The following is a 17135-nucleotide window of genomic DNA, read 5'->3' as shown; positions in this document are numbered from 1 at the left end:
TCGCTCGGTGACTTCCCGGCTACCAGTTGTGGCGGGGGTAGTTAGGTTCCTGACAGGAAAGAGTTTTTGTTCCGGTCGTGCGAAAAGCCTCGCCTATTCTGACTGTGCGTAACCGGTGTTCGGCGGCAAAAATGGTCGGGCCTGTCGTTGGGGGCGCGGGCGCGACGTCGCCGTGCACGGCACGAAACTCCGCACGGCGTCGACCGGGTACGAAAATTGACGATCTTCTGGGTGGGGGGGCATCGATGAAGGCACGACTGTTTGGTCGCGGGTGGGCGGCCGCCACGGCGGTGGGTGGCCGGTGACCGGTCCGGCCGAGCCGATGCTCGCGGAGGTGGTGCTCGAACGCCACGGGCGGATCCTCGCGACGTACCAGGTCCGGCGCGACGTGCGCGGCGACTGGGTGCTGCTCGACCAGGGGCGGGCGGGGGTAGCCGGCGAGGGGCTGCGCCCCGACGGGGTGGACCGGGGGTGGCGGCCGGAGTCCAAGCCGTCGCCGAGCCGCGTCAACCGCTGGTCAACGTACCCGTACCGTCGTGGCGACCGTAGCCTGGTCGATCTCGGAGGTGCGGATGGTGAATCGTAGCTGCCATTCGCCGGGCACCGGAAAGGTGACCGAACCGATCGCGTGATGGGGTTGCAGCCCGAGCAGGGGAGTGCGCACCGGCTCGATCCCCTTTGCCGGCAGGGCACTGGTCAGCGTCCATTCCCGCGCCGCCAGCGGGCTGCCGTCCGCGCGATAGACGTAGGCGTGCACCGTGTTGTTCTCGCCGAGCTGCACGGGATAGATGTCGAACTGGAGCGTGTAGAGCGGACAGGTGAGCGTCTGCGCGAAGCCGGCGGGCGCCGCGGCCACCGTCCCGGCCCGTACGGTCCGCGCGGGCGGCGTCTGTACCAGCACCGCGCTGAGCGCGAGAACCAGCGCCGTCCCCGCCACCTCGACCCCCACCGTCCGGCGCAGCCGCCGCCGAGACCGGTCGGGAGGCGTGGGCCCGGCGTGGTAGGGAGGCGTGGGCCCGGCGCGCCGTATGGCCAGGCGCCGGGCGTACGCGGCGGCGCCCAACACGGCCGCGAGCAGGGCGACCTTGGCCAGTAGCAGCCGGCCGTAGCCGGTGCCGAAGAGCGGTCCGACCGCCCCGACCTCGATCAGGGCCTGGGCGGCCCCGCCGACCGCCAGCCAGATCACCGCGATGGTGGCCCAGCGCGACCAGACCGGGAGAATCCGCGCCAGCACCCGCGGATGGGCGGCGCGCAGCGGGAACGCGAGCAGCGCCACCAGCCCGCCGAGCCAGGCGGACATGGCGGCCAGGTGCACGACGTCGGCGAGCACGCTGACCGGCGGTAGCGGGCTGGCCACGGGATGCCCCGCCAGCGGCCAGGTGCTCAGGCCGGCGAGCGCGAGCAGGACCAGGGCGGTGGCCCGCCACCGCCCCGACCGGCCCCGCAGCACCGGCGGCAGTACCGCCGCTACCAGCGCCAACACGGCCAGGCGGGCCAGGAGCACCAACCCGAAGTCGGTACCGAGCACCTGCCACAGGCCGGCGGCGGAGATCTCGTACGCGGGCGCGCCGGCGGCGTACGGGACCTGTAGCGCGAGCCCGGCCAGGGTGGCGGCGGCGATCAGCCCGAGCCCGGTGCGGGCCAGCAGGATCGCCCCTCGCCGGGGCAGCCGGCGCGGCCAGAGCCGGGCCAGCAGCAGCGCCGGCCCCACCAGCAGCACCAGCCCGGCGTAGCCCAGGTACCTGACGACCGGTACCGCGATCCGCACGCTCGGATGCGCGCTGCCCTCCTGCCGCTCCGGGGCGGTGGCGGAGGGGGCGCCGACGGAGAAGCTGTAGCCGCCCGCCACCGGGTGGCTGTCCGCGGAGATCAGCCGGTAGCTGACCAGGTACGTGCCGAGTGGACGGTCGGCGCGGCGCAGCGGGATCCGCAGCGTCGTGCCGCGTACCGTCTCCTCGCCCCGGTCGATCCGCTCGCCGTCCGGGGCGATTACCCGCACCCGTCCCGGTACCGCGCTCACCGGCTCGCTGAAGGTGACGGTCACCGCCTCGGGGGAGGAGCCGAGCACCGCACCGGACGGCGGGGTGCTCGCGACCACGGCGGCGTGCGCACCGGCCGGTGGGGCGGGCGCGAGCAGCACGACCAGTCCGGCGAGGAGGAGAGCGCCGGCCAGCCGGACGCCGAGCCGCGTGACGCCGAACCGGGTGGCGCCGGCCAGCCTGGCAGCGAACCGTCGTCGCGGCTGGCGCCGCCGGGTTCCGGCGTTCGCGGCTCCGGGCCGTGCGGGTGCGGTCGGTCGGTTTCCGCTCGGGCGCGATCTCACCTCCTATAGTTCGTGCCGCCGGCCCGAAAGGTTCAGCCGGCCGGCGGCGGAGGTCCGGCCCGGTCGCGGGGGTCGGGCCCGGGTCGCGGGTGGTTCGGCCCGGTCGCGGATGGTTCGGCCCGGCGCTGGGGGCTCGGTACGGTCGCGGGGCGACCGGGGCGGGGTGTCAGTCGCCGCGCGGGCCGATCGCGCTCCGGTCCCGGGGCGGCGCGGTCGCGAGCGGGATCGGTTGGTCGAGGACGACCAGGGGGGTCCCCGGGAGCAGTTCGGCCAGGAGCAGCCGCTGGGCGCTGCGGGTCAGCCGGATGCAGCCGTTGGTGGTGTTCCGGCCGAGATCGCGGTCGTTGTACCAGGTGTGCAGGCCGATGTGGGCGCCGCGCAGCGCGGTCTTCACCGAGCCGAGGTTGTCGGGCACCGCCCCGAGGGCGAAGACGTCGGTGCCGGCGTAGACCCGACCGGCGAGGGTCGACCGGCCGAGGATGAAGGTACGACCGAGCGGCGTGGGGGTGCTGGGCCGCCCGAGGGCGACCGGCCAGCTGCGCACCGGTGCGCCGTCGCGCAGCCAGGTCAGCCGGTGCGTCCGGCGTACGACGACGAGCTGGTCGCGCAGCAGTTCCGTGGTCCAGGAACCGGGCGGTACCCAGCCCATGCGCCGGTTCGCCGAGGGAAGGAGCACGGCGACCCAACCGGACCGGCGGTCGACGATCGGGAGCGTGACCTTGACGCCGGAGATGGTGCTGGCCAGGAACGCGCGGGGCCGGCCGCCCGGCGCGTCGTAGAGCGCGATCCGCCGGGTCGGGTGCAGTCCCTCGGTGAGCCGGTTGGTGGCGAGCGGGGCCGGGTCCGCGGGGAAGCCGGTGGGGGCCGGTCCGTAGCCGATGACGGGTAGCCCGGGCGGTGGCTGCGCGGCGGGCAGCGGTCGCTCCTCGGCGGCCCGGGAGGTGGCGGGACTCGCGGGCGCCTCCGCGGCGTGCGGGCGTGGCCCGAGCGGTTGTTCCGGCGGCTCGATGGTCGGGGCGAGCACGAGCGTCAGCACGAGTGCGGCGCCGAGCAGCCCGAGCCAGCCGCCCGCGAGCAGGACGCGCTGGCGGGTCCGCCCGCCGGGCGTACCGGCGGGCCGACGGAATTGAACAAATGCCACAAAAGCACTGTACGCAGCATCCGTCGGGCGGGAGGTGCGGTGTACGGCTGTCACCGGTTCGCGTCGCCCCCGCCGCGTACCGGGAGGTGGACCGGCGACGGCCGGCCTGCCCCGCGCCGGCCTGCCCCGCGCCGGCCTGCGCCGCGACGCGGGGCGCGGAGCGCGGGGCGCGGTGAACCGTTTCCGCCACCGCGTCGTCATACGAAGTGAGGCGCTGCCGGCGGATCCGACTACCGCCCCGGTGACGGTACCGTCGCCGGCTGGAGTATCCGCAGCTCACCGCCGCGCTGGACCGTCCCGTTCCGGGGCTCGGGTCCGCGCGGCCGGACAATCGTGAAATCAAATCGCATCGGGTTCATCCGCGCGGGCGGTTCCTACGTACCTGAGGGAGGACCGGCCACGGGCGCGGCGCCGCGCCGCCGCCGAACCGGTCCCGCGACAGGGCAACTACTACCGGCAAGGCAGAGCAACCGCGTTGGCCGATGGGCGATCGGCCAGGTGGGACGCGTTGGTGGAGCCGATGCGGAAGATCGAGGAGCGAATGGCTCGAGTGAAGCAGTCCCAGCAACCGGCCGTTCCGAAGACCGCGACCAGCCGGAGCGGCAGGGCGCCGTCGAAACCGGCCGTGGCCGGATTGATCGCGTCCGTCCTGGCGGCGGTCTGGGCGGTGGCCATGCTCACCCGGCCGGGCCAGGTGCTCTACGTCTACCTCTTCTTCTTCGTGGAGTTCTACGCCGGCGTCGTCACCCTGGTCTCGCTCAGCCTGACCGTGATGGCCGGCGTGCTCGCCACCGACCGCATCGTGCTGATGATCCGGCACCGGGTGCTGCTGCAGTCCATACACCGGTCCACCGGGATCATCGCGATCTCCGGGCTCGCCCTGCACATCGTGCTGAAGATTTCGATCGGCCACGCCGGGATCGTCGACGCGTTCCTGCCCTTCGTCAGCGGCCGGGGCGTCTACGTCGGACTGGGCACGCTGGCCGCGTACTTCATGGTGGCCGTGCTCTGGACGGGCCTCGTCCGGGCCCGCTTCATCGGCGTCGGGCGGCCCTGGATGTGGCGAGCGCTGCACAGCACCGCGTACGTCTCCTGGCCGTTCGCGCTGGTGCACGGCCTGAACGCGGGACGTCCGGCGGCCACCTGGGTGACGCTGAGCTACCTGGGCTGCGCCTTCCTCGTCCTGGTCGCGCTCCTGGTGCGGCTCACCGTCAGCCTCGGGCGCAAGCGGCGGGAGGCCCAGACCACCGGCACGATCAAGCCGGTCGGCAAGGTCAACCAGGACGGTGCCGACGCCCGCGAGAGCGGTACCGGCAGCCGGCGCCGGGCCAGCGCGGACATCATGGTCAGCCGCGAGCCGGCCGAGCCGTACCGGGCCGGCTGGGAGCGCTCGCCCGAGCCGGTGCTCGACTCGTGGTCACGCCCCGGCGAGTACGGGACGGCCTACTCGCCCCGCGACCCCGACCGGTTCGTGGTGCCGGAGGTGGCCCGGGCCCGTACCGGCGCGGATCTCGACCTCGACGACGAGCGCGGCGCGGACGCCAGGCCCGGGCGGCGGTCGGCGGAGCGCCGCGACGCCGACCGGCCCGCGGCGACGGGCCGGCGCCGGGCCGAGGAGCGCGACGAGTCCTACCGCCCCCGGCGCAGCGCCGAGGAGTCGGACCGTGACGTCGAGCGCGACGGCGCGCGGCGCTGGGCGGCCGACGAGCGCGAGGCCGGCGGCGACCTGCGCGACGGCTACCGGGAGAGCTACCGGGACAGCTACCGGGAGACCACCCGGGAGACGTCCTGGCGGCCCTCGCGGCGGCGCGCGGCGGACGACGAGGAGGCGGCGCGCAGCCGCTTCGCCCGGCACAGCCGCGACGACGAGCGCGCGTACGACCGCGAGCGGCCCGACCGCGACCGGGACGAGCGCGACCGGGACGAGGAGCGTTACCGCCGCCGCGACGAGCGCGGGTACGACCGCGACGAGCGGGACCGAGACCGGGACGAGGACGGGTACCGCCCGGCCGCCGTCGCCGACGAGCAGCGGGTGGTGGCCCGGTACGCGCTGGAGAGCGGACCGGCGGTCGACGACACCCCGACCCTGGTCGACCTCGCCTCCCGGCGGGCGATGCGCGCCGCCGCGGCCGAGGCCGCGGCGGAGTCCGGCCGGTCGGCGCGCCGGCGCAAGGCCGCCGGTGACGTGCTGGACGAGGCGTACTGGCGCGAGCTGCGGGGCGAGGCCAAGTGAGCCGGACCACCGTCCCACCCGTCGCCTGCTTCGGTCAGCCCCGGCTGACCGCCGGCTTCGACGAGTTCGGCCGGCTCGACCTGCGGGCGCACGAGGAGGTGCACGGACCGGTCGGCCCGCTCTCGCCGGCCAGCCTGATGCGGCTGGTCGAGGGGATCGAACTCAAGGGCAAGGGCGGGGCCGCCTTCCCGTTCGCCCGGAAGCTGCGCGCGGTGCTCGAATCGGCGGAGAAGCGGGACCTGCCACCGGTGGTCGTGGTCAACGCGACCGAGGGCGAGCCGGCGAGCTGGAAGGACAAGGTGCTGCTCACCCGGGCACCGCACCTGATCCTGGACGGCGCGGCGCTGGCGGCGTACGCGCTGGACGCCGAGGAGATCGTGATCGGTGTCGCCGACGACGGGGTCGGCGAGGGGTCGCTCGCCGCCGCGCTGGCCGAGCGCCGGATGCCGGTACCGACCGGGATCGTCACCGTTCCGCACCGGTTCATCTCCGGCGAGGGCGGGGCACTGGTGCGCGGCATCAACGGCGAGGCGCACATCCCGCCGGGACGCAAGCAGCGGGCCAGCGACGCCGGGGTCTCCGGGCTGCCCACCCTGCTCTCCAACGCGGAGACGTACGCGCAGCTCGCGGTCGCCGCCCGGCTCGGCCCGTACGAGTACGCCACCGTCGGTACCGCCGAGGAGCCGGGAACCGTGTTGCTCACGGTGACCGGTGCGGCCAAGCGGCCGGCGGTGGTGGAGTGCCCGGCCGGTACGCCGCTGCGCGAGGTGCTGGAGCTCTGCGAGGTGCCCGACGGGCCGGGGGTGCTGGTCGGCGGCTACCACGGCAAGTGGATCAGCGCGGCGGCGGCGGCCAAGGCCGAGGTCTCCCGCAAGGGCCTCACCGCGGCGGGCGGCACGCTCGGTGCCGGCATCATCATCCCGCTCGGCGCCGACACCTGCCCGCTCGGCGAGGTCGCCCAGGTGGTGCAGTACCTCGCCGGGGAGTCCGCCGGACAGTGCGGGCCGTGCCGGCTCGGGCTGCCGGACCTGGCCCGGTCGGTGGACCTGATCGTCGCCGGCAGCGCCGCCGTGGAGGTGGTCCGCTCGGCCGCGAACGTGGTCCGGGGCCGGGGCGCGTGCAGCCACCCCGACGGTACGGCCCGGTTCGCCATCTCCGCGCTGGAGGTCTTCGCCGACGACGTCGCCGCGCACTCCACCCGGGACGGGTGCGGCCGGCGGGTCGCGGGGGTGATGGGGCTGCCGGCCTCGGCGACGACCACCCCGGCTCGGCTCGCGGTCGACTGGTCCCGCTGCGACGGGCACGGCCTCTGCGCGCACCTGGTACCGGAGTTCATCCGGCTGGACGGCAACGGCTTCCCCGCCTTCCCGCCCACGCCGGTACCGACCTGGTTGGAGTCCGGGGCGCGAAAGGCGGTGCAGATGTGCCCGGCGCTGGCGCTGCGGCTCACCGAGACGGCCTAGCCGGGCCGGAGCGGCGTTCTCGGTCAGGCCGGGGAGCCGGTCGGGGCGAGCCGGAACGGCATCAGCACCGAGAAGCTGCGCTCGTCGCCGGGCACGCGTACGGCCAGCGGGCCGATCGGCCCGTCCAGCTCCAGCACGAGCTGCCCGGGTGCCCCGGGGCGCGCCCGTACCCCGGCCTCCAGCGCGTCGAGCAGGAACTCGCGGTTGACCGCCACGTGCGCCGTACCGCCGCCGGCGAGCGCCTCCTCGTCGAGCAGCGCCACCGCGCCGTCCGGGTCGACGGCGAGGACCGCCAGGTCGCGGCGGACCCCGTCGTGTTCGCGTACGACCACCGGGGCCTCGCCGGAGCGCAGCGCCCGGCGCAGCGCGGGACCGTCGACGGTGACCCGGCGGGGTGCCGCCTCGGCGTGCCGGGCGTGCAGCAGCCGCCGGTAGTCGGGGAAGTCGTCCTCCAGGAGCGGGACGGTCGCGGTCCGGGCGCCCGCGCGTACGGTGACCCCGGCCGCCTCGACCCGGACCGAGATCTCGCCCGCCGCGCGGTCGCCGCCCGGGCGGGCGGGCCGACCGCCGGCCAGCAGGGCGCGGATCTCGTCGGCGCCGGTCGCCGGTACCAGGGCCCGCACGGGCGGGCCCTCGACGGCCCGCAGCTCCGCCGCCGCGACCGCCAGCCGGTACCGGTCGGTGGCGACCAGCCGCAGCAACTCCCCCTCGACCTCGAAGAGCACGCCGCCGAGGACCGGCAGCTCGGGGTCGTGCCCGACGGCGAACCGGACCCGGTCGAGCGCGGCGGCCAGCTCGACGCCGGCCAGCCGCAGCCGGGTGGGCGGGGCGGCCGGTTGTTCGGCCTGGTCGAGCAGGCCGTGCACGCGGGAGAGTTCCCGCCGCGCGTCGGCGAGGCCCTCCTCCAGCCGCCGCAGGTGCGCGTCGAGCAGGCGGCGTACCGCCGGGGCGTCGGGCCAGCGCGCCAGCAGCTCGGTGATCTGGGCCAGCGGCATGCCGACCCGTCGGAGGCTGGCGACCAGCCGAGCCGGGCCGAGCTGCGCCGGGTCGTACCACCGGTAGCCCGTCTCGGGGTCGACCGCGGCGGGGACCAGCACGCCGGCCTGGTCGTAGAAGCGCAGGGCGCTGACGCTCAATCCGCTGGCGCGGGCCATCTCGCCGATGCTGCGCATGTCGCTTCCCACCCGGAGATCATGGGCCCTCGACCTGGTCGAGGGTCAAGTCAGGCGGCCTGGCGGTGCCAGGCGGCGGCGATCCCGGGGGGTGGCCGGTGGCTGTGCGCCCAGAGGCGCAACGCGGCCCGGTCGACCAGCACGATTTCCAGCTCGCGGGCGAGGGCGACGCCGTCGCCGGCGGTGAAGCGGCCGTTGGTGACGATCAGGCACAGCTCGCCCCGGTGCACCGCCCGGCACGTGCCGGCGAACCGCTGGATGGCGGCGCTGCCGACCGGGTTGCGCTCCGCGTGGCGTTTGCACTGCACGACCGTGCGTCGCCCGTCCGGCGCGACGGCGAGGATGTCCGCGCCCCGGTCGGCGGAGCGCCCGCAGACCCGTACCGCGGTGAAGCCGGAGGCGGTCAGCAGTGCGGCCACCCAGCGCTCGAACTGCGGCCCGCTCATCGCGTCGGTGACCTCGATGTGGCGTTCGCGTTCGGCCTGCCGCGCGGCGTGCCGGCCGCGTACCCGGGCCAGCGCGCACCAGCCGCCGAGACCGGCCGCGGCGAGCAGCAGCACGATCAGCGCGGACCAGCGGGGATGATCGCCGACGAAGGAGAGCACCGCGCTGGTCAGCCAGAGCGTGGCGGAGAGCCCGAGCAGGGCGAGGACGAGGCGACCGCTCGGCAGCCGCCGGGTCCGCAGCCGGGCCCGGCGCCGGACTCCGGCGCGCCGGGTGGGCGGGCGTCGGCTGGGGGTGCGCCCGCGGGCGTGCGCGCGCCGGTGTGCCCGGACCCGGGTGCCGTCCCGGCGGAGGTACGAACGGACTCGCGGCATCACCATCACTCCTCGACGTGAAGGTTGCCCTACTCTCCGCTACGGGTGCGACGGTTTCGGCCGTCTCCAAGCAACATCATCACGTTGCGTGAATCCACGCTAACCGTACTTTTCGTACGGTGCGTAAAGCTCTGGTGCCGCAGCGTGCCGTTCGCGCGACGCCGTCCCGCCCTCGCGATCATGTCGTGGATCACGTCAACCGCGCGTCCGTCGGGTCGCGTTATATCCGTGTGCGTCACAAGGAGGCGGGGGCGGGGCGGGGTCGGGACCCGGCCGCCGCGCGGGACCAGGGCTTCCGGGACTTCTACCTCGCCCGTGGACCCCGGCTGCGCTCCGTCGCGTACCTGCTCTGCGGCGACTGGCACCTGGCCGAGGACCTGGTGCAGGCCGCCTTCACCAAGCTGTACCTGGCCTGGCCGCGGATCTACCGGTACGAGCACCTCGACCAGTACGCCCACCGCACGCTGGTGCGCACCTTCCTCAGCGAACGTCGGCGCGCCTGGCGGCGCGAGGACCCGGTGCGCGAGGTGCCCGAGGCGGGCGCGCCCGACGGCGGCACCGAGGACCGCCTGGTCCTGCTCGACGCGCTGGCCGGCCTGCCCGACCGCCAGCGCGCCACCGTGGTGCTGCGCTTCTTCGAGGACATGTCCGTGGCGCAGGCCGCCGAGGTGCTCGGTATCTCCGAGGGCGCGGTCAAGACGCACACCTCCCGGGCGCTGGCGGCGCTGCGGACCCGGCTGGGCTCGCTGGCACTGGTCGAGGCGGAAGGACTGCGATGAGCGAGAGCGCGATCCGGGAACTGCTGACGCGGGCCGTCGAGCCGGGGCCGCCGCCCGGGGTGCCGCTGCCGGTCGACGACGTGCTCGCCCGCAACGGGCGACGGCTGTTCCGCCGGCGGGTCGGCCGGGCCGGCGCGGCCGTGGTCGTCCTGCTCGCCGCGGGACTCGTCACCCTGCTGCCCGGCCGGTCGCCGTCGGCCCTGCCCACCCCGCCGGCGGCCACCCCGCCGGCCACCAGCGCGACGCCGGTCGGCGACTACCGGGCCCGGGCCGCGACGGCGCTGCGGTTGCTGACCGTGGCCGTACCGAGGGGCTACACGCTGCCGGAGCGGGACGAGGTGTCCCTCGGCGAGGGTGCCAGCTACGCGCTGCGGGAGACGACCTGGCGCGAACCGGGGCGGCCGGCGAAGGAGCTCTACTCGGCGCTGCTGGAGGTGCAGTTCGACGGGCGGGCCGCGGTGCTGACGGTACGGGTCTCGGACCTGCGGGGCGCCGCGAACCCGCTGGCCGCGGCCGACCCCTGCGAGGGCGCGTTCGACCCGGACGGGCAGGAGCGGGAGTGCCGGATGTGGTCGGCCGGCAACGGCACGCCCGTGCGGATCGCGGGCTGGAAGGTGATCACCGGTCCCGTCCGGCAGGCGGTACGGGTCTCCGGCGACACGCTGGTCATGGTGGAGCAGGCCGGCCGCCCCCGCCCCGGCGTGTACGCCCTCGGCCGGCAGGTCCTGTCCGACCAGCGCCTCGCCGACCTGGCAGCCGATCCGGAGCTGCTGCCCTGAGCGGGTGCTCGCTCGCGACGGGCGAGCCCTCCCGACCACCCGCTGCGCGCGGTCCGCGAACCCGGTCCCGCCCCCACACCCCTCACCCCCCAGTACCGAGGAGCCGCCCATGTCCGCCCGCCGTGCCGCCCGACCCAGCAGCGCCCGTGACCCGCGCGCCGGACGGCGCCGCGCCGAGGGCCGCCGCGGTCGGTCGCGCTCGCGCCGCCTGCTGCTGCCGGCCGTGACGGCGGTGGCGCTCGGGCTCGCGGTGGGCGTGCTCGGCGTCACCGTGGTCTCCGGCGCCAGTTCCGGACCCGGCGCGGCCGGCGCGGCGACACCCACCACCGGCGTCGTGCGCGAGACCGACGAGCCGTCCCGCTCGGGGCGCACCCCCGAGCCGGAGGTCACCACGCCGGCCGCCCCGCCGCCGGTGGTCTACCCGGCGGCGGGTCCGCGCACCTGGCGCACGGTGGGCGGGCGCAGCCCGGTGCTCGGTACCGCCGGGTCGCTGCTGCGCTTCCGGGTGTCGGTGGAGAACGGCATCACGGGCGTCACGCCGGAGCAGTTCGCCGAGGCGGTGGTGACCACGCTCGGCGACCCGCGCAGCTGGACCGCGGGCGGGCGGTGGCGCCTGCAGCGGGTGGGCCCGGGCGAGTCCGCCAACTTCACCGTCTACCTGGCCACCCCGGCCACCCGGGGCCAGCTCTGCAACGACGCCTCCGACCACTACACCTCCTGCCGCAACGACGACCGGGTGGTGATCAACGTGGCCCGCTGGGCGCACGGGGTGTCGAACTACGGCGCGCCGCTGGCGGAGTACCGCCAGTACGTGGTCAACCACGAGGTCGGCCACCGGCTCGGCCACGGGCACGAACTCTGCCCCGGCAAGGGCCGGGTCGCGCCGGTGATGCAGCAGCAGACGCTGGGGATGCACGGCTGCACCGCGAACGCGTGGCCGATGCGCGACGGCAGGCTCTACGCGGGCCGGTCGGGCCAGTACGACGATCCGATCCCGGACACGGACTAGATTAGGCCCGACACGGCCGATGGCCCTGGGGGGTACCACGCCGACCGAGCCGTCCGGCCGGTGCCCTCAGCCGTGCAGCAGGGCCGCCAACCGATCCGGACGCCCCGGACGGGTGCGCCGCCACGCGACGGCGACCAGCGCGACCAGCCCGAGGAGCGGAAGGCAGGCGAGCGTCCAGCTCAACGGCAGCGGCGGGCCGGGCTGGTCGAGGACGGTCAGGTCGCGGAGCACCCCCTCGCCGCGGCCCTGGGGCCCGTCGATGACGAAGCGGAAGCTGTAGCTGCCGGACTTGTCGAACGCCTTGGTGTCCAGGCCCCAGGTGTCCCGCTTGCGCGGGTGGCGGGCCAGCCGGCTGACCAGCTGCTGGCCTCCCCGCATGCCGGGCACGCCGACGCCCACGATGCCCGACTTGCCGGCGGTGCCGCCGCTGGGCATGAACGTGATGTCCAGCGAGCGCATGGCCCGCATCGGCCAGGTGGAGAAGCCGACCGTGACCGCGTACGGCCCGGCCTGCACCTGTTCGGTGTGGACGATGCCGACCGGCGCGTAGGCCACCGCCGGGGTCACCGTGGTGAGGGCGAGGAGCGTGGCGACCAGAGCGGTCACGAGGAGCCGCAGCGGGCGAAGAGCGGGCATCAGTACTCCTCCCGGGCGATCGGCGTACGCAGCATCGCGGCCAGCCGCGGGCCCAGATACCCGGCGAGCAGGCCCAGCGGTATCCCCAGGAGCACCGGCGCCGCCACCTGGGCGACCGGCAGATGCCGCGCCGGGGAGGCCAGGTCGAGTTGCAGCGACAGGCTGGCGCCGACCACGATTCCGCTGACCGCGCCGACGGCCAGCAGCAGCGGTGTCGTGGTGCCGCCGGCACGCCCGCGCAGCCACCATCCGGCCTCGATCACCAGCGCGGCGGCGACGAGCAGCACCGGAACGCTGGCGGGCAGTTGGGGCGCCCGTGGGACGAGTCCCTCGCGCAGCGGCAGCCCCACCGCGGCGGCGTACGCCTTGGCCGCCCACGGCGAGAACCACCACAGCAGCGCCTGCATCGCGCCGAGCACCAGCGCGATACCGAGCGCGCCGCCCCGGCGCAGCAGCAGGGCGCCCATCAGCAGCAGCGTAGGCGCGCACAGCACGCTACCGACGGCGGTCGGGTTCACGGCCGGCGGCAGGCCGTCGAGCGCGTTGAACGGGGTCGGCGCGAAGAGGATGAGGATCGGCACCCCGACCAGGATCCCGGCGCGGGCCCAGCCCTGGTCACCGCCGGCGGCGAAGGCGACGACGCCGCCCACCATCGTGACGCAGATCGACAGGAACAGCGCCACGTGCGAGGGCGTGTCCAGCACCGCGTCGAAGCCGTAGATCGAGTGCCACCACAGGTCCATCAGTCCGTACAGCAGGAAGGAGGCGGCGCCGGCGCCGGCGACGAGGTACCCGAGCGGGGCGTGGAAGGCGCCCCCGAGGACCCGTACCGGCGGGCCACCCGCCGACCGGGGCCAGGGCCGCCCGGCCCGCTGCGCGGAGGTCGCCAGCAGCACCATCGTGAGGCTGGCGAGGCCGGACAGCGCGCTGCCCAGGTAGAGCAACAGGTGCGGCAGGGTGAAGAAGCTGTCCGGGCCGACCTCGACGTGCCACTGGATGTCCCAGGACACCCCGACCGTGGTGACCGCCGTGCCGAGCAGCACCAGCCAGGCGCCGGTGCGGGCGGCCGTACGGGCCGGCGCGGCCGGTGCGACGGCCACCGGGAAAGCCGCTGAGTCCATCGTGATGCACCTCTTGCCGGAGTGGGACGAGATCGCCCTCGATGCTAGGAAGCGTGATGGCCGGTCTCGTCACCCCGACCGGGGGCGGCACCTCCCCCGTCCAGGGGAGGAGACGCTCCCCGGCGGGGGTGACGACCCGGACCGGTGGGGTTTCCTAGCGTCACTGCCGATGGAGACCATCCCGTACCGGTTCCTCCGGATCGTCCCGCTCGCCGTGCTCTCTGTGCTGTGGCTGGCGGTGTCCGCCGGTCCGGCGGCGGCCGACACCCCGTCCTACGGGGGTGACGTACAGGTCGCGCAGACCCTCGGCGACCGGGAACTGACGTTGGTGCTGCGGCGGGTCACCACCACACCGGGCCCCCTGCGCCTCGACGTGATCACGCACGCGGGCAGCGCCGCCGGTTCGCTGCGGGTGGCGCTGACCCCCACCGGCGCCGCGCCCGAGGCACCGACCGTACCGGCCGGCGTACCCACCTCGCGTGGCGCGGTGACGCTGGGCGCGGTCCCCGGCAGTTACGGCACGACGCTGTGGGTGGACCGGCCCGGGCCGTGGGAGCTGGCGGTTGACGACGGGCAGCGCACCGCGCGGGTGCCGTTCGTGGTGCTCGCCCAGGCCACCGCCGCGCCGGAGCGAACGGTCTACGGCGGGTTTCTGGTCGCGGGCGCGCTCCTGGTCGTCTCGCTCCTGGTGGCGGTGCGCACCCGGCGCGGCGCCTGGGCGCTCGTGCCGGCCGGCGGGGTGGTGGCGGCGCTGTCCACGTCGATCACCGCCGCGATGCTGTCCGCGTCGCTGCCGCTGCCGCCCCAGCCCGGCGTGCGGCTCGACCCGACGGTGCACAACGCCGCCAACCCGTACGCGCCGGCCCAGCCGCTGGTCGGCGACTACTCCCGGCCGCCGGTGCTGCTGTCGGTCCCCGGCCCGGCGCCGGTCGCCGGGCGAGCCGCCGATCTCACCCTCGACCTGACCGACGGCGCCACCGGGCTACCGGTGGACGACCTGGTCGTACACGACGGCGCCCTCGTACACCTGCTCATGGTCGGGCCGTCGGGACAGCTGTGGCACGCGCACCCGGTACGCATCGCGCCCGGCGTGTTCCAGCTGCACGTCACGCCGCCGCGGACCGGCCACTACGCGCTCTCCGTGGAGCTGGTACGGCGTGGTGGCGGCGTTCAGGTGGTCCGCTCGCCCGCCGGGATCGACGTCATCACCGGTGTCGCCGCCGGCCCCACCCCGGCACCCCCGCCGCTGGCGCCCGGCTATGACGCGACGGCCATCCTGTCCGGTACGCCGGTGACGGTGCGCGCCGCCGTCGCCGTGGCGGGCTCGCCGACCACCCTCACCGCCCGGATCGGCGACACCAACGACCTCCAGCCGTGGCTGGGCATGCTGGGCCACCTCGTCGTCGTCGGGCCGCTTCCCGACCCGCCCGGTGCCGACGTCGGCGCCGCCGCGCAGCGGGTGCCGGTCTGGGCCCACGCCCACTCGATGGGCGACCTGACCCCGGCCCTGTTCGGCACGCACGACACGAACGGCAGGCACGACACGGACGACGCCGGCTCCTCGCCCATGGACGGCATGGACGGCATGGCCGGCCTGATGCCGGGCAACGGGGACAGCGCCGCCGACGAGACGGTCGCCGCGTACGGACCGGGGATCTCCTTCACCTACACGTTTCCCCAACCGGGCCACTACCGCGTCTGGATCCAGGCCGAACGGCAGTACCGGATCCTCACCATGCCCGCCGATCTCACCATCGCGCCCGGCACGGCGGGCCGGCGATGACCGTACGCGTCGTCCGCCGTACCCGGCTCGGCATCGGCGTGGCCGTCGCGGTGGCCGTCGCGACGCCGCTCGGCTGGCTGCTGTGGCCGCGTCCGCCCGGGGCGAGTGTCCTGTACGCCGGCACCACCCGCTACGCCGCGACCATCGCCGTCGGCTCCCCGCGGGTCGGTAGGACCACCGTCACCGTCACCCTCGCCACCCACACCGGCGCGCCGGTCGGCAACGCCCGCGTCTTCCTCCAGGCCAGCATGCCGCTGATGGGCCTGGCGACACCGGCGATCCCCGCCGCGTCCTGGGGCACCGGCCGCTACGACGTGTCCGGCGTGCCGCTGATGACGACCGGCCCCTGGCGACTGCGCCTGTCGATCATCGATGCCGGCGACGTCACCGACACACTCGACGTGCCCGTCACGGTCGCTGGCTAGGTGTACCGGGCCAGGACGTTGGTAGCAGGCGTGTGATCGGGGGAGCCGGAGGCCCGGATCCCGCCTCGACTCAACATGATCAACAGGACGCGGCCTGGGCGAGCAGCCGCTCCAGCGCCTGCCGGGCCCGGCGGGGCGCCTGCGGGTCACGCCGCAGCCGCAGCGCCTGGTGGGTGGTGAGGACCAGGCCGGTGAGTTCGAAGACCACCTGCTCCGGGTCGGTGTCGGGGGAGAGCTGGCCGGCGTCCGTCGCCCGGTGCAGCTGCCAGAGGAGTTCCCGCTGCCAGCGCGTGGCGTAGCCGAGCACCGCGTCGCGTACCGGTCCGGGGCGGTCGTCGAACTCGATCGCGGCGGTGACGAAGAGGCAGCCGCCGGGAAAGACGTCCCGCTCCAGATAGGAGAGCCAGGAGAGCGCGACGGCCCGGAACCGGGGCAGCCCGGCCGGGGTCGCGGCGACCGGCTCCCAGACCTCGCGCCAGAAGATCTCGCCGGCCGCGTCCAGGACCGCGAGCTGGAGCGCCTCCTTGGTGCCGAAGTGCCCGAGCAGGCCCGACTTGCTGATGCCGAGGTCGGTGGCGAGCCGGCCGATGGTGAGTCCCTCCAGGCCGGTCACGGAGGCGGTGGCGACCGCCCGGGCCACGATGCTGGCCCGGGTCTGGCGGGCGACGGCGGCCGACACGCGGGGACTCACCGTCGCATCATACCGGCGCGCGAGGGCTATAGCGTCCGACCGTTCGGACGCTATAGTGCTGCCGTGATCTACGAGGTCGCCCGATCGGCGCTCACCCCGCTCGCCCGGGCCTACTACCGTCCCGTCGTCGAGGGTACGGAGCACGTGCCCCGCACCGGGGCGGTGATCCTGGCCAGCAACCACCTGGCCGCCGTCGACAGCGTCGCCATCCCGCTGGCCGCCCCGCGCCGGGTTGCCTTCCTGGCCAAAGCCGAGTACTTCCACGGCGGCGGGCTCAAGACCCGGCTGACCGGCTGGGGACTGCGTACCCTCGGCGCGGTGCCGGTCCGGCGCGGCGCGAACCGGTCCGCGCTGGCCTCCCTGGACGAGGCGCTGGGCGTACTCGCCGCCGGCGACGCCTTCGGCATCTACCCCGAGGGCACCCGGTCGCTGGACGGGCGGCTGCACCGGGGCCGTACCGGGGTGGCCTGGCTCGCCCTCACGGCCGACGTACCGGTGGTCCCGGTCGCGGTGGCCGGCACCGAGCGGATCCTGCCACCGGGCGCCCGGCTGCCCCGGCGCTGCCCGGTCACCGTCCGGTTCGGAGCGCCGCTGACCTTTCCGCGGTGGCGGGGCATGGCCACCTCCGCCCGGGCCCGCCGGGCCGTGACCGACGAGATCATGGACGCGATCGGCGAACTGTCCGGACAGGTGCGCGCGCCGCACTACCACGAACTCCCCACCGGCGACCGCTGACCGCCCGCTGCCCGCCGCGGCGGGCCC

At 75.3% G+C, this 17135-nt stretch carries 16 protein-coding genes; 9 read left to right on the top strand and 7 right to left on the bottom strand.

Annotated elements, in window-relative coordinates:
- The first annotated feature begins 301 nt into the window (after positions 1 to 301).
- On the top strand, positions 302 to 586 hold the full coding sequence (locus AB0J86_RS15050; RefSeq protein WP_363857276.1) for a hypothetical protein: 285 nt from the start codon (positions 302 to 304) through the stop codon (positions 584 to 586).
- Here the strand turns inward: AB0J86_RS15050 and AB0J86_RS15045 are convergent.
- Both AB0J86_RS15045 and AB0J86_RS15040 read right to left on the bottom strand, forming a co-directional pair.
- Positions 518 to 2140 carry a copper resistance protein CopC gene (locus AB0J86_RS15045; RefSeq protein ID WP_363857274.1) on the bottom strand — a complete coding sequence of 541 codons (1623 nt, stop codon included), beginning with the start codon at positions 2138 to 2140 and terminating at the stop codon, positions 518 to 520. The two genes, AB0J86_RS15050 and AB0J86_RS15045, sit on opposite strands and share 69 nt — an antisense overlap.
- A 349-nt stretch (positions 2141 to 2489) precedes the next feature.
- Positions 2490 to 3464, bottom strand: a complete 975-nt coding sequence (locus AB0J86_RS15040; RefSeq protein ID WP_363857272.1) for a L,D-transpeptidase family protein — start codon at positions 3462 to 3464, stop codon at positions 2490 to 2492.
- Between the two features lie 625 nt (positions 3465 to 4089).
- Here AB0J86_RS15040 and AB0J86_RS15035 point away from each other — a divergent pair.
- Both AB0J86_RS15035 and AB0J86_RS15030 read left to right on the top strand, forming a co-directional pair.
- A complete protein-coding gene (locus tag AB0J86_RS15035) occupies positions 4090 to 5697 on the top strand; it encodes a hypothetical protein (RefSeq protein WP_363857270.1) in 1608 nt (535 codons plus the stop codon).
- Entirely contained in the window at positions 5694 to 7160 is a 1467-nt protein-coding gene (locus AB0J86_RS15030) for an NADH-ubiquinone oxidoreductase-F iron-sulfur binding region domain-containing protein (RefSeq protein ID WP_363857268.1), read from the top strand. The genes AB0J86_RS15035 and AB0J86_RS15030 overlap by 4 nt, the downstream gene beginning before the upstream one ends.
- 23 nt (positions 7161 to 7183) lie before the next feature.
- Here the strand turns inward: AB0J86_RS15030 and AB0J86_RS15025 are convergent, their stop codons facing one another.
- The gene (locus AB0J86_RS15025) at positions 7184 to 8332 is read right to left on the bottom strand and encodes a MerR family transcriptional regulator (RefSeq protein WP_363857456.1); all 1149 of its coding nucleotides are present in this window, start codon (positions 8330 to 8332) and stop codon (positions 7184 to 7186) included.
- A gap of 50 nt (positions 8333 to 8382) precedes the next feature.
- Positions 8383 to 9150: a restriction endonuclease gene (locus AB0J86_RS15020; RefSeq protein ID WP_363857265.1), complete on the bottom strand. Its 768-nt coding sequence runs from the start codon at positions 9148 to 9150 to the stop codon at positions 8383 to 8385.
- Positions 9151 to 9380: 230 nt separating this feature from the next.
- Between AB0J86_RS15020 and AB0J86_RS15015 the strand changes: the two genes are divergently transcribed.
- From AB0J86_RS15015 to AB0J86_RS15005, 3 genes are all read left to right on the top strand, one after another.
- Positions 9381 to 9929: a SigE family RNA polymerase sigma factor gene (locus AB0J86_RS15015; protein WP_363857263.1), complete on the top strand. Its 549-nt coding sequence runs from the start codon at positions 9381 to 9383 to the stop codon at positions 9927 to 9929.
- Positions 9926 to 10708 (top strand): hypothetical protein, encoded by a 783-nt coding sequence (locus AB0J86_RS15010; RefSeq protein WP_363857261.1) that lies wholly within the window; start codon positions 9926 to 9928, stop codon positions 10706 to 10708. The genes AB0J86_RS15015 and AB0J86_RS15010 overlap by 4 nt, the downstream gene beginning before the upstream one ends.
- Positions 10709 to 10817: 109 nt before the next feature.
- Positions 10818 to 11717 carry a DUF3152 domain-containing protein gene (locus AB0J86_RS15005; RefSeq protein WP_363857259.1) on the top strand — a complete coding sequence of 300 codons (900 nt, stop codon included), beginning with the start codon at positions 10818 to 10820 and terminating at the stop codon, positions 11715 to 11717.
- Between the two features lie 66 nt (positions 11718 to 11783).
- Here the strand turns inward: AB0J86_RS15005 and AB0J86_RS15000 are convergent, their stop codons facing one another.
- Together AB0J86_RS15000 and AB0J86_RS14995 are read right to left on the bottom strand one after the other, a co-directional pair.
- The gene (locus AB0J86_RS15000; protein ID WP_363857257.1) at positions 11784 to 12353 is read right to left on the bottom strand and encodes a hypothetical protein; all 570 of its coding nucleotides are present in this window, start codon (positions 12351 to 12353) and stop codon (positions 11784 to 11786) included.
- Positions 12353 to 13474 carry a hypothetical protein gene (locus AB0J86_RS14995; protein WP_363857255.1) on the bottom strand — a complete coding sequence of 374 codons (1122 nt, stop codon included), beginning with the start codon at positions 13472 to 13474 and terminating at the stop codon, positions 12353 to 12355. Before AB0J86_RS14995 ends, AB0J86_RS15000 begins: the two co-directional genes overlap by 1 nt.
- Positions 13475 to 13643: 169 nt before the next feature.
- Here AB0J86_RS14995 and AB0J86_RS14990 point away from each other — a divergent pair, with 169 nt between their 5' ends.
- Positions 13644 to 15257 (top strand): hypothetical protein, encoded by a 1614-nt coding sequence (locus AB0J86_RS14990; RefSeq protein ID WP_363857253.1) that lies wholly within the window; start codon positions 13644 to 13646, stop codon positions 15255 to 15257.
- The gene (locus AB0J86_RS14985) at positions 15254 to 15682 is read left to right on the top strand and encodes a FixH family protein (RefSeq protein WP_363857251.1); all 429 of its coding nucleotides are present in this window, start codon (positions 15254 to 15256) and stop codon (positions 15680 to 15682) included. The genes AB0J86_RS14990 and AB0J86_RS14985 overlap by 4 nt, the downstream gene beginning before the upstream one ends.
- 79 nt (positions 15683 to 15761) lie before the next feature.
- On the opposite strand, the gene AB0J86_RS14980 is transcribed toward AB0J86_RS14985, so the two are convergent.
- Positions 15762 to 16373, bottom strand: a complete 612-nt coding sequence (locus AB0J86_RS14980) for a TetR/AcrR family transcriptional regulator (protein ID WP_363857249.1) — start codon at positions 16371 to 16373, stop codon at positions 15762 to 15764.
- A gap of 63 nt (positions 16374 to 16436) precedes the next feature.
- On the opposite strand from AB0J86_RS14980, the gene AB0J86_RS14975 reads away from it, so the two are divergent.
- Positions 16437 to 17108, top strand: coding sequence for a lysophospholipid acyltransferase family protein (locus AB0J86_RS14975; protein ID WP_363857247.1), 672 nt, complete (start codon positions 16437 to 16439; stop codon positions 17106 to 17108).
- The last annotated feature ends 27 nt before the right edge of the window (positions 17109 to 17135 follow it).

The organism is Micromonospora sp. NPDC049559 (assembly GCF_040676675.1).
GTDB lineage: Bacteria > Actinomycetota > Actinomycetes > Mycobacteriales > Micromonosporaceae > JBFAPK01.
This window is presented reverse-complemented; position numbering and strand designations above follow the sequence as displayed.